Here is a 12,412-nt window from a genome sequence, read left to right on the forward strand (position 1 = left end):
ATTATAGTAGTGAATAGAGTGGGGCTAACTGCTTTCATCAGTCACCAGGCATATGAAGCAATAGCTCCGCTTGACCAACCCGCTCTCATTAGATGGAACAAGCAAATATCCTAGTATAAATGATTAATAGACATCATACTATTAAGAAAAAAGTGTTGGGAAGTGTTTACTTTGAGCATGTTAAACCCCGATAAACTTTATGTTGAGTTTAGAGAAGGAATTACCTCTACAGAACCTATAATCCATAGGCGCTACACATTGACCCATTCGGATATTACTGCAGAGCTTTTTTTGACAATTGGATTAAGCTTTGCCTGGGATAAAATTAGCCCTATGAGAGATGAAGTACTTGGTGAGTGGACTATAAATAGAGGTTGCTATGTATATAATGTGTATTTAGATGTAGATGGACAATCTGATCAGACTGTTGCAACAAAACGAAATGACATATTTAGACGTGAATTACCACTTGCCTAGAAAGCAATCAGATATGGAGACAGGAGATTTTTCATTTCACATCCTGAGTTGAATAAGATAGAAAATTGGGGTACTTTTGCAGAGTATAGTAAGCTCTGAATGACACTTTAATTTTAACGATGAAAAAGAGCATCAAAATTGCGTTGCAATTCAATGCTCAGTTATGTTGTATGTTTAATGTTTGTACTTCAAAATTGAACTACTTCCTCTGGAAATCGGAGCGGTTTTCTCTAAAAGACTACAAAAGACATTCAATTTTCTATACTTTTTCTCAATGAATAACCTTTTGTATGGTGTAATGCCTGATGGCAAATAAAATATGGTAATTCGAAACGAAATATTTTAAACTTATTTAACAACTCGATACTGCAGATGAGTAGCTTTGGAAGTATCCATTATGGTGACGGGTTCAAGTAGAACATGCTCGTCTCCAAGCTTTTCGAATAATGGAATACCTTCACCAAACAGTACGGGGACGAGATGAATCGATATCTCATCGACCAGCCCAGCCGATATGAACTGTTGGGCGGTGTCCGCACCACCCATGACAGAAACGACTTTACCGTTCGCTGCTTTCTTCGCCTGTTCCAGAGCACTTTCAATTCCATTCACAAACGTGTACACACTATTCTCCGGAACATTCTCTGGGGTCTGATGTGTGAGAACAAAAACAGGAATACGAGCGGGCCCCGTTGGTCCATTTGCACCCCACCACCGAAGGGAATCATCGTATGTAACTCGTCCGGTGATAACCGCCCCTAGACCTTGGCCGGCTTCTTCAAGAAGCTTGCGGTTACGACTGTCTTCATCGTCCATCACCCATCCGTGCAGTCGCTCTCCACCAGCCCCCATCGGTTCTTCTGCAGAACGATTTGAAGCCGCTATGAATCCATCCAGTGACATACTGATATCAAAGACTACTTTACTCTTCGTGCTATTATTTGTCATTAAATACTCCTCCTATTTAAATAATTTACCAAGCTTGTCGAAAGACTGTTCCCATCCACTAATAGCATGATTCATCTCTTTCGAATACGGGCCGTTGTATAACGTCATCTTGGTTTTACCATCTAGTTCATCAAATTGAACCCGAGTAATCATGGCAGAAAGCCTGAGATCTGTTTGTTCCTCGGACCGGAGGACAAGAAGACGAGGTTCTACGAGTTCGATAATTTCGTGTTGAATCCATATCTCTGTACCGGTATTGATTTGAACCATACATAAATTAAACCTACCGCCGACACGAAGGTCAATGTCAATAGATTCCTTCGGGGTTTGGAACCCGGCTGGCCCCCACCATTTAGCCAACAGCTCAGGTTTTGTCCAAGACTTCCAAACCAGCTCACGGGGCGCATCAAAAATTCTTTTTAGAGTAAGCTCCTTATCCCCATTTACATCATTCGGGTTCGTCATATTGATCAGCCTTTCCTTCCTTATTCTTCTTCATTTCAGTTTCTAACACCTTATCTAATGCATCAAAACGTTGAGTCCAAAGCTGTGTAATGTGGTTCGCCCATTCCTCAAGTTCGATTATGGCGTCAGGATTAAGCTGATATATACGCTGTTGAGCTTTTTTTTCCATCCGAACCAAATTCGCTTCTCGAAGAATTTTTAAATGTTGTGAAATCGCAGGTGGACTTATATTAAAACGATCATAAATATCCGTTGCAGTTAACTGCTCTTGATTGGCCAATATCTCTAAGATGTATCGTCGATTAGGCTCGGAAAGAGCATGAAAAATATCCTTAGACACCATGGTAATGTTAAAGTCACCTCCTTCTAAAGGAACTTTGGAACCGTTGCATACATAATAAATTATATAACTAATTAAGTCAACACTTAAATAAGTCAACACTTAATAAACATAATAGACCGTATTGTATTTAATTTCATTTTCTTATTAAAATTAGTAAGAGAGGGCCTGGTGCAGAAATATATTCGGTTTCACTAAAACACTAGAAGTCGTATCCGCATCAAACAGTAGCATTGTAAGAGTGTGGACGATTATTATGGTTAATCTGGATAATTTCGTTTCTGTGATAAAAACTGGTAACTTCGAGTGGTTAATGATTCACTCATTTAAAGAAAGACATTTTGGAACCCAATTAACCAGATTGTATATCCTCTTTAAAATAAGCGACATAATGAAAACTCCCCTTCAAGTATCCAAATACTCAAAGGGGAGAATATATTACTTATGCGGACTTATTCTGCAGGCTTAAGATCTTCAATAGAATCAATGTCCATATAGGTTGGCACAGCTAAACCTATCTTTGCGCCTTCTAAGTTCGCTCCTAAATCTTCAAATTGACCTTCATATTCTTCATAAAATGCACCATGTGTTGTTGGCATCCACGGAGAAAGAGATGCATCAGCATCACCCGATGCGATTGCTTCAAACAAAATAGCTGGATCAATTTGTGTAAGGTTAACCTCATATCCTTGTTCTTGTAGTACAATTTTCGCTACATTTGCTGAAAAAAGTTCTGTATCCCATGAAGTTGAAGCCAGTTTTATTTGTTTACCATCTACAGGCTCCACATCTTTTGTCCATTTTGCAACTGTTTCCTGATTTTCATCCACCCACTGCTTTGCTACTTTTTCAAAATCAAACTCCATTTTCTGTGCCTGGAGTAGAGCAGATTCCATTGCTGGTAATTCCCAGTAGATTCTATCTAATATCTTATAAGCCTTTGGCATATCATCTTTTAAGCCTTTTCTTGCGATCGTAGTAATGTATTCTTTCTCACCAAAGGTTCCTTTAGGATCTTCCAGGTACTTCAAATCCCACTTAGCAAATTTGTAGTGAGGTGACCATGCCGCAACAACAATTGGTTCTTGGTTATCAATCGCATTGCCTAATGCTGTTAACATGGCAGCCGATGAAGCAGTTTCTTGTTTCCAGCCAGCAAGACTATCATACGCAGCTATCGCCTTTTTGTTCGTTTCAGTCTGTCCAGCGCCAGGCTCAATACCAGTAATTGTATATTCCATTTCTTTACTCACACTTGTACCGGACTCAGCCTGCTCATTTCCACCTTCATTCTCTTCTCCACAACCTGCTGCTACAAGAGATAAAGATAATCCCGTAATAATGCCTAGTTTTTTCCATTTAAAGTTAAACATGTTGTATATAACTCCCCTTAGTCTAATTATAATGTGATGATTTAGTGGATTGTCTTAGAGGTTCCATACTCTTGTTAAATTAGTGAAATAATACTAATTATGTTTAAAAAGACAACTAGGGTAAATTCTATATGTTTTTCAATGTATAACTCAAACAGTGAATTAATCATTTCTGCGCCAACAAAAAGACTAGGAAGAGCTCTCTTGTAATTTTTAAAGGAAGCACGTTAACTTCCTTCCAATTACTACTTCTTAGACACCCAACTGATTTAGAAGGCTTTTCGTATCTTAGTTATTGCATAAGCGTGGTTAATCTTGGCGATAATAGCTGATAGTTTCTACTAATCTCAAGAGGTGGACTATGTATTTATTATTAGTTTTAGTTGTTTGGACAGTATTTGCTTATAAATTTATTGATTGGTCACGGGTAAAAGATCAATATCCTACGATTTTATTTTTCATTGCCATAAACATGACATATAACACGATTTATCATGATCAATTACTGTGGGCTTTTCAGGGAATTACTGCAGAATGGTTAAACCATACGACGATTAATTTATTTTTCACGTTTTATATTTGTCCAGTGACCCTAATTATTTTTTTCCAGCGAATGCCTGCAGTCCGGAATGCAAAAATTATTTATGTAGCAGTTTGGGTGATTTTTTACACGATTATTGAGGCGTTATTTGCTTATAAGGGAATGTATGTATATGGAGATGGATGGAATAGCTGGCAGAATATCTGGTTAAACGCCATATTTTTTATATTTTTACTTATCCATTACAGAAAACCTGCTTGGGCACTTATTCTTGCTTTACCAGCAGTAGCGCTTTTCTATTTCATGTTCCCGGTTCCGCTCTATTAAATAAACCATTACAGAGGTGAGATCCTTCATGTTCGTTCAAAATGTTTTATCCACACCAGTCTTTTTGTTATTACTATTTTTGACCTATTTATCCATGGCATTCTATTTATTTAGAATCGAAGGAAGAAAGTCTAAAAAATAATGATGAAAACAGTTTAAACAAGCCAAAATAAACTTGATATTTTGGCTTGTTCCTTTTATATCTTCCACCGTACTCACGGTTCCTTGTACGGTACATTTAAGTCCAACGCCTATTATTTCGCTTGTACGATGGCGTCAATTATTCCGTAATCTTTCGCTTCTTCAGCATTTAAGAAATAATCACGGTCTGTATCGACTGCAACCTTTTCAACCGGTTGGCCAGTTCGTTCTGCTATTAATTGATTCAACTGTTTACGCAGCTTTATAATCCTTTTAGCTGATATATCAATATCCGTTGCTTGACCTCGTGCACCACCAAGTGGCTGATGAAGCATAATTTCACTATTTGGGAGTGCATATCGTTTACCCTTTGTTCCTGCGAGTAAAAGCATTGCAGCGAATGAGGCCGACATTCCTGTACAAATCGTGCTAATATCTGGTTTAATGTATTGCATCGTATCAAAGATTGCAAACCCTGCAGAAGTTGAACCACCTGGGCTATTGATGTAGAGAGAAATATCCTTATCAGCATCATTAGCCGCTAAAAACAATAGTTGCGCTACAACACTGTTTGCCATGTGGTCGTTAATCTCATCACTTACCATGATAATTCGGTCTTTCAACAACCTGGAATATATATCGTACGATCGTTCACCTTGACTTGATTGTTCAATAACATATGGGATTGCAGTCATCCTTATTCCTCCTTTGTATACAGCCTAAGCTGCCATCGAGAAGGAGCCTTGAGGAGGAGAGAATTGGTAAAGTTTCAGCTTCGGTTGAGTTTCCATTGAGAATAAAATTGGTATAAGCCTGATTACACCAGTAGGGTCATTCAACCGGACCGCCTGGATTATTGCCGGGGTCAATACTTCTACATTCTCCTCGGACCAATAATCCCTGACAGAATGTATTTCTTCATCTAATAACAGCCTTGCAAGCCTTTTTCTGGCTCGGTTTAAAACTGCTTTAACAGCTGTTTCAGTCATATCGAACATCTCGGCGATCTCCATAATTTGATACCGAAACACATCTTTTAACGCAACTATAACCGATTGCTTTGGTGTGAGCTTAGAAATCAACTCTTCCACCAAGTCCATCATGTCATCCTTATACTCATTTGTTTCATCAGTTTCTTCAAACGTAAATCCGATTATTTCTCGATTACGTTTTTGGAGTAAATCCATCCACAAATTAAATGCCATCTTTTTTAACAATGCAGCGTTCAAATCTTTATGTTGTCCATAGTGGTTTATCGCTTTGAATAACGTTTCCTGGACAAGATCCTCAGCATCCCATTTGTTTTTGGTCAAATAATGGCAATAAGGAATAAGTTTCGAATAAAGATCTTTCAGGTCAGAAGAATTAACTTTTTCAGTTTGTACTTTTATGCCAGGCCTGGCGTACATTTTACTCACTCCTTTAGCTCCTCTCTTTACATACTTTAACGATTAAAGAAGGAAAAAAGATACGGGAGTTATATATTTTTTATTTAACACTAACATTTATACTTCATAAATAAGGAAAAAATGAATATCTTGGTCCGCTAATACTATTAAAACATCCCATTGTTGTTAGGAGAACTCTCTGGTATGGGTTGAATCCGCTGCTTTTGTATCAATTGCACTTTCAATCTTACCTACAATTCCAGCATTATTGAAGAAAATATCAATGCTGCCAAATTAATCAACTGCTGCTTTCACATATTTCTCTACATCTTCCCTTTTGAAACGTCTGCTTGTACTGTTAATACTTCTCCAAAAACACTTAAATCCTTTTTTAGTTTTCTCAAGAGGTTCTTCAAATAAATCTACAATGACAACCTTTGCGCCTTCTTTTAATAGTTATTTGGCAGTTTCTTTTCCAAGTCCACCAGCACCGCCAGTGATAACTGCTACTTTGCCTTCAACTCTACCCATGTTAAATTTCTCCTATTATACAATCTGTATCATCACATTAATAGAAAATTTATATTATAGATTATCGATAATCTATAATTGTTATAAAATTATTTCTACCAAAACAAATATAATGCATTAGAGAAGATGAAGCATAGAGACGGTGATGCTGCTTCCACGCCCCAAAAAGAAAGCATGAGAACCATATCCGAGCTTCTTCTTTTTTCCAATTCGGTGCACCTGTGATGGATCCAGCCTTTCTCCATCTTTTCGGCTTTGAATACAGGATGACCATCATGCCTATTTCCCTTTAATTCAACTGATACATTACAGTAATTATCTATTGAACAATCTCATAATATTAAATTTGACAGTATATTCCAATATATGTATATTTGTTTTAGTGACTTTGTTGTCATGGGTGATTTACTTTTGTTCATTCGTGTCTATAAAAAAGGGAGGTTTTAGCAACACTTCCTTTATTTATAGAACTTTTCCATTCAATAGCGTTGTGACATATTAAGATTGTTTAACTTTTTCTCATCTAGGTCTAACTCTATTTCTTTACCTATCAATTCTGTCAGGGTAGTTGAATTAAGGGGGATCCTCTCAATGTACTAAAGGATATGCATTGTTACTGATATACTGGTTCATTTATTACAAAAGTGTAATTTATAATCACGTCAAATTCCTTATAATAACATTTTAGTTGCTAGTATTATTATAAAAAGCTATAAGGGAAGTGGGGATAAGATGAGTTATGGAATCAAAATTAAACATTTACGTGTTAAAAAGAATATGAATCAACAAGATCTATCTAATGGAATTTGTTCTATATCATATTTAAGTAAAATAGAAAATAATGTAGTTAAACCGAATAGAGAAATTATAGATCTTTTATGTGAAAAACTAGGAATAACTTTACATGAACTACAAACTGAAGAAGAACTTTTGCTTAAAATGAAATGTGAGTTAACCGAACTGAATTATTTGATTCGTAGGAAAGAGACTAATATTGTATTCAAATTTAACGAGATACTAAAACGTTATGAAGCTCTAAACTCACCACAGGCAAATGTTATTAAATTAATATTTGAACTTCGAATTACCTTATTGTCATTAGATAGAATAAAATTAACAGACATCTATAATAGAGTTATCGAAAACCTTGATTATAAACCAAACTGGATTGAACCTTATTATTACATGTTTTGTGGTCTTTTTCATTACATGATTGGTAGTTTAGAGCAGGCATTATCTTTTTATAAAAAAGCTGAGAAATGTGTACAAACAGATAAAGAAGAAGTTTATTATCAATTGGCACTTGTATATAGTCGTCTTGGGAATTTTTCATTATCAACATTATATTTGAACAGAGCATACGATATCTTTGTTCAAAAAATGGATTATGAATTATGTACTAGTTGTAATTTATTATTAGGTATCAATTATAGGAAGATGGGAGAACTACAGAAATCTAAAGAAAATTATTTTAAAATAACACAAAATTTATCACCAAAGAGAGATAAGGAAACCTTGGGAAAGGTATACCATAATCTAGGTCTTATTTATTCAGATGAAGGTGACTCAACAAAATCAATTTTTTTTTATAAGAAAAGTTTAAAAGTTAAAAAAGCAGACTCAAAAATCAATACCCTATATGTCTTATCCCGGGAATATGTAAAATTAAAAGATTTTAAGAGTGCAAAAAAATGGAATGAACTTGGAATAAATTCCGCGATTAAACAGAAAAGTGAAAATCACTTAATCATGTTCAATGTATTAAATTATGAAATCAATAATAAACTCAATACACATGATTTCGAAAATTATATGATTAATGTAGCTATTCCTTTTTTTGAAAAACGGCAAGAGAGACAGACGTTATCAGAGTATGTTCATAAAATGGCTATTTATTACGAAAATATACGACAATATAAGAACTCATATTTAATGCTAAAAAAATTAACCCATTTTAAAGAAGGAGAGACAATAAAATGAAGGCGTTTAAAATTATATTATCAATCTCAATCATTGGTATTTTTTTGTTCAGTACCAAGGCTCCCCTTGTATCTGCTGAAGATGATTATCCAGATCCATTAAACGTATCACCTATTGATTATGACTGCTGACTTTACCAGTTCGAAATAAGACCTTAAATAAATTTGTGTATGGTTCAAAGTAAAGAGTAAGGACAAGAGATCCTTGTTCTTTTTTTTTTAGATTTTTTCAAATCCATTAAAATTATAGATCTAAGCTATATATATTTGGTTTTATTTCACAATATATATTTGGAAGGATAATCCCCTCAGTTGGAGAACTATATTAATCAAGACTAATATTTGAACAAGTAAATACTATTGTTTTCTACTTGTTCTGAACATTTAAAAATGGGGAGAGGTGATACACATATATTAAAAAAAGTGTAAAGGAGGCTAAGGGCAAACGAAAATCGTGATACAGAACTTTGAGGTTCTAGTTACGAAATCTAAATGATTTTAATTTTCATATGTGTAACTAATATTTCGCGTAGATTAAAGCAAATAAATATAATTAGGAGGATTTTTGATATGGAGATCAAAAAAATAATGTTTTCTTTAATAACCGTTTCATTTTTGTTCACATTGGTACTAGTGGCTCCTGTCGGTGCGGAAGAAGAAGCTAAGGTTTTCGACACTAAAATCGATAATGTATCTAAAGATGATTACATTGACAAAGAAGGAGATAAAGTGCAAGAAAAAGTTTATTACAATAGCGAAGGGGATATAGTTAAAGTCTCAGTAGAAAAAGGAGAATACGCAGAACCTGTAAGCACAGATAATTCTATACAATCTTACGGATCGTACTATGCAGTCTCTAGAAGTAGTGTTACTGCAAGATTCGAAGCCTGGTCGGGTGCTCCCCAGGTGAGGGTTTACGCTAATGGTTTCTCAGATTCATATACTAGTAGCAGTAAGAGCACAAAGAAATCAATTGATAGAATTATTGTGAATACCACTCTTATGATGAACGCATCAGTGGAAGATCAGGATTCAGATTCTAGATCATCATCGTCTTTTGCAAATGCAAGTGCCAAACAACAAAGTTTTATGATTCCTACACATTCCCAATATTCTAGAAGCAGTCATACTTACCATAATAGCGGTACAAATAGTGTATACCACAGCACCGAAGCAAGCCGCGGATAATGGTAGGAACGGCCTAAACAATATAGACTCAAAACATTAAGTATGAAAGCCCTCAAGGGCTTTCATACTTAAAGAGGTGTTAATTTTGAAGCAATTATTTATATTATGTATTGTAACCCTATTATTAATCTTAAGCGGTTGTTTCAATGAAGAATCTATAAAAGAACCTACAATTGATAAAGATGAAACCTATGAATCTCATGAACAACCTATTGCTGAATCAAAAGAGGTTTACACACTAGGCCTTTATAATAAAGATGAATTTGAATATGAACGTACTTTCGAAATTGATAATGAATCTTTTAAAAGAAATATAGTTCTAGGAAATAAAACATCAAAGGATGGTTCATTTATTCTTTTAATTTTTAATCATGGAGAACAAATGAACTTTAAGGTAGGAGATGGAAAAATCTCTAACAGCTATAGATTTGATATAGAAAAAGAAGAATACAAGGATTTAGAAGTTTCATTACTTGATCTCGAAGATGGTTTTCACTCCATTACATATATTCTTTTAAATGATCCTAAAGAGGCTCCCAGCGATTATGAAACTTCAATGGAACTAGCCGATTTATTTTCGATTAGAGTAAATTTATTAAAAAATATTGATAACATACCTGAGCAAAGGCCTAGTTTACTTACTAAAGGAATAAAAAGTGAAGAAAGAAGAATTCATGGAGCATTTCTAAGCAAAAAAGAAGTTCCATACGAAGCTTTATATAAAGAAGAAATGGGTGAAAAAGAAATTCCGTACACCTTATTTTATGGAAATTCAAATTCTGAGAAGATAGATTTTTATCTTGTCGCTTTATTTAATTACCAGCAAACGCCACTTGGGAACGACGATTTTATTTATGATACGTTAGAACCTGATCAGGAAAAATCAATCTCTTTGGATTTTAATCTTCCGTTAGAAGAGGAAAGTAATTACTTTCAAGTCTTAATGATTCCAACTCCATTCGAACCTGTATCTAAAGAAGAAGCATTTCTTCCACAAGACCCTTTAGCAAGTAATAGAGTGTTAATTTTAAAATAATAATAATTTTAATGCCACAGATACAATATAAAAGATTACTCGTTAAACAACGTGTGACTTTTGCGGTTTTCACTCTTAATCTGTGGCATTTTCGTATTTTTCATTAAGAACAAATAATGTTTGGCGGTGTAACTAAACTCCTTTTTATTTTGATCTGTTCATCAGTAATTCCAGATATTCTAGTGTTGTTTGTGGGTGGGAAAGGTTAAGGATCAGTATCTTCCTTCTCAAAAGGATATAATTTTTTTCTACCTATAAAGATATGTAAGTTGAAGATGATTCATTAGGTTTGGAATGTAAATACCGGCCTGTCGTTGCAACATTCTCATGTCCTAAAGTAGCTTGGACTAAATGAATAGGAGCTTTCTGGTCTAATGCATGACTAGCATGTGCGTGCCGAAACCAATGAGGGGGAGGTAAAACTTTAAATCCCACCTTCTCCGCGTTGTTTTTCACAATCCGGTGTACCAGTGATGGTTCTAGATGTCGTCCACCTTTCTGGCTTTGAAAAACAGGATAATCTTCTAGCATCACGCTATACTTAATTTCTAAAAAACTAAATGTTAAAATGGAGTATTTCTTTAATAAAATATCCTCTCTACGTCCTGACTATATAGATGAGGCTACTAGACTTATTAGGGAGGGGGTTAGAGATAAGGATTATCAACAAGTATTTAATGATTCGAGTATCAGGAGGAGGCAGTTAATGTCATTCGTTTCAAATACCTATGTACAAACGGTAATTCAAATATACCAATCGGTGTCAATCAAAATGGCTAACATCATTCGTACAAGTGTCATTTACAATCCTTTAATATGTTTCATGAACTATGACTCCAATTACCCAAGGCTCCCAAAATCTCAAATACTTTTAATCAAACTTCCCCTCCCTGTCATTAAACCTCCCTTAACCTTTACTTCACTTCAACAATAAAGAGCCGATCTCCTTCCTGCGAATATTCCATTGCCTAATCCACATCTTCTCTTTTTTATATGTAAGCTGGGGCACAGCTTTTATAAGAAATCTGACTATCAAAAAAAATAACAACATGGAAGAATGTGCATCTTTCCACACATTGGGGGACTGACCATTTTAACTACCCCTCCCCCTTAGATGACACAAGAAGTATAACTGGTTAATAAACATCATAAAATTAAGAAAAAAGTGTTGGGAAGTGTTTACTTGAGCATTTTAAACCCCGATAAACTTTATGTTGAGTTTAGAGAAGGAATTACCGCTACAGAACCTATAATCCATAGGCGTTACACACTGACCCATTCAGATATTACTGCAGACCTATTTTTGACAATTGGATTAAGATTTGCCTGGGATAAAATTAATTCTATGAGAGATGAAGTACTTGGTGAGTGGACTAAAAATAGAGGTTGCTATGTATACAATGTGTATTTGGATGTAGACGGACAATCTAATCAGACTGTTGCAGCAAAGCGAAATGAAATATTTAGACGTGAATTACCACTTGCCTTGAAAGCAATCAGGTATGGAGACAGGAGATTTTTTATGTCACATCCTGAGCTGAATAATTCTCCAATAATAGTTCACTTTCAATCACGATATCCTCAGTTGAATAAGATAGAAAATTGGGGTACTTTTACAGAGTATAACTCTGATTTTAATGACTAATTTATAACAGTCAGTCCCCCATAACGCTAACAC

General features: G+C 35.0%; 14 protein-coding genes. 7 read left to right on the forward strand and 7 right to left on the reverse strand.

Annotated features, from left to right (window positions below):
* Positions 1-177 precede the first annotated feature (177 nt).
* Positions 178-477, forward strand: coding sequence for a staygreen family protein (locus J2Z82_RS10980; protein ID WP_245251533.1), 300 nt, complete (start codon positions 178-180; stop codon positions 475-477).
* A 348-nt stretch (positions 478-825) separates the two neighbouring features.
* On the opposite strand, the gene J2Z82_RS10985 is transcribed toward J2Z82_RS10980, so the two are convergent.
* From J2Z82_RS10985 to J2Z82_RS11000, 4 genes are all read right to left on the reverse strand, one after another.
* Positions 826-1,425 carry a dihydrofolate reductase family protein gene (locus J2Z82_RS10985; protein ID WP_209480834.1) on the reverse strand — a complete coding sequence of 200 codons (600 nt, stop codon included), beginning with the start codon at positions 1,423-1,425 and terminating at the stop codon, positions 826-828.
* Between the two features lie 12 nt (positions 1,426-1,437).
* Positions 1,438-1,890 (reverse strand): SRPBCC family protein, encoded by a 453-nt coding sequence (locus J2Z82_RS10990; RefSeq protein ID WP_209480835.1) that lies wholly within the window; start codon positions 1,888-1,890, stop codon positions 1,438-1,440.
* Positions 1,874-2,233: an ArsR/SmtB family transcription factor gene (locus tag J2Z82_RS10995; protein WP_209480836.1), complete on the reverse strand. Its 360-nt coding sequence runs from the start codon at positions 2,231-2,233 to the stop codon at positions 1,874-1,876. Before J2Z82_RS10995 ends, J2Z82_RS10990 begins: the two co-directional genes overlap by 17 nt.
* A 449-nt stretch (positions 2,234-2,682) precedes the next feature.
* A complete protein-coding gene (locus J2Z82_RS11000) occupies positions 2,683-3,603 on the reverse strand; it encodes a glycine betaine ABC transporter substrate-binding protein (RefSeq protein WP_209480837.1) in 921 nt (306 codons plus the stop codon).
* A 361-nt stretch (positions 3,604-3,964) separates the two neighbouring features.
* On the opposite strand from J2Z82_RS11000, the gene J2Z82_RS11005 reads away from it, so the two are divergent.
* Positions 3,965-4,471 carry a CBO0543 family protein gene (locus J2Z82_RS11005; RefSeq protein WP_209480838.1) on the forward strand — a complete coding sequence of 169 codons (507 nt, stop codon included), beginning with the start codon at positions 3,965-3,967 and terminating at the stop codon, positions 4,469-4,471.
* Between the two features lie 254 nt (positions 4,472-4,725).
* On the opposite strand, the gene clpP is transcribed toward J2Z82_RS11005, so the two are convergent.
* The gene (gene clpP, locus J2Z82_RS11010; RefSeq protein WP_209480839.1) at positions 4,726-5,307 is read right to left on the reverse strand and encodes an ATP-dependent Clp endopeptidase proteolytic subunit ClpP; all 582 of its coding nucleotides are present in this window, start codon (positions 5,305-5,307) and stop codon (positions 4,726-4,728) included.
* A gap of 24 nt (positions 5,308-5,331) precedes the next feature.
* Positions 5,332-6,021, reverse strand: a complete 690-nt coding sequence (locus tag J2Z82_RS11015; RefSeq protein WP_245251534.1) for a sigma-70 family RNA polymerase sigma factor — start codon at positions 6,019-6,021, stop codon at positions 5,332-5,334.
* A 1,242-nt stretch (positions 6,022-7,263) separates the two neighbouring features.
* Between J2Z82_RS11015 and J2Z82_RS11020 the strand changes: the two genes are divergently transcribed.
* The 4 genes from J2Z82_RS11020 to J2Z82_RS11030 all read left to right on the forward strand — a co-directional run bounded on the left by J2Z82_RS11020 (position 7,264) and on the right by J2Z82_RS11030 (position 10,734).
* A complete protein-coding gene (locus J2Z82_RS11020; RefSeq protein ID WP_209480841.1) occupies positions 7,264-8,511 on the forward strand; it encodes a helix-turn-helix transcriptional regulator in 1,248 nt (415 codons plus the stop codon).
* Positions 8,508-8,642: a hypothetical protein gene (locus J2Z82_RS19620; RefSeq protein WP_280922997.1), complete on the forward strand. Its 135-nt coding sequence runs from the start codon at positions 8,508-8,510 to the stop codon at positions 8,640-8,642. Before J2Z82_RS11020 ends, J2Z82_RS19620 begins: the two co-directional genes overlap by 4 nt.
* A 438-nt stretch (positions 8,643-9,080) precedes the next feature.
* The gene (locus J2Z82_RS11025; protein ID WP_245251476.1) at positions 9,081-9,698 is read left to right on the forward strand and encodes a hypothetical protein; all 618 of its coding nucleotides are present in this window, start codon (positions 9,081-9,083) and stop codon (positions 9,696-9,698) included.
* Between the two features lie 76 nt (positions 9,699-9,774).
* The gene (locus tag J2Z82_RS11030) at positions 9,775-10,734 is read left to right on the forward strand and encodes a hypothetical protein (RefSeq protein WP_390313527.1); all 960 of its coding nucleotides are present in this window, start codon (positions 9,775-9,777) and stop codon (positions 10,732-10,734) included.
* A 252-nt stretch (positions 10,735-10,986) separates the two neighbouring features.
* On the opposite strand, the gene J2Z82_RS19765 is transcribed toward J2Z82_RS11030, so the two are convergent.
* On the reverse strand, positions 10,987-11,265 hold the full coding sequence (locus J2Z82_RS19765; RefSeq protein WP_390313528.1) for a tyrosine-type recombinase/integrase: 279 nt from the start codon (positions 11,263-11,265) through the stop codon (positions 10,987-10,989).
* Between the two features lie 652 nt (positions 11,266-11,917).
* Here J2Z82_RS19765 and J2Z82_RS11040 point away from each other — a divergent pair.
* A complete protein-coding gene (locus J2Z82_RS11040) occupies positions 11,918-12,379 on the forward strand; it encodes a staygreen family protein (RefSeq protein ID WP_209480844.1) in 462 nt (153 codons plus the stop codon).
* Positions 12,380-12,412: the final 33 nt, after the last annotated feature.

It is taken from the genome of Virgibacillus litoralis, from assembly GCF_017873675.1.
GTDB lineage: Bacteria > Bacillota > Bacilli > Bacillales > Amphibacillaceae > Lentibacillus > Lentibacillus litoralis.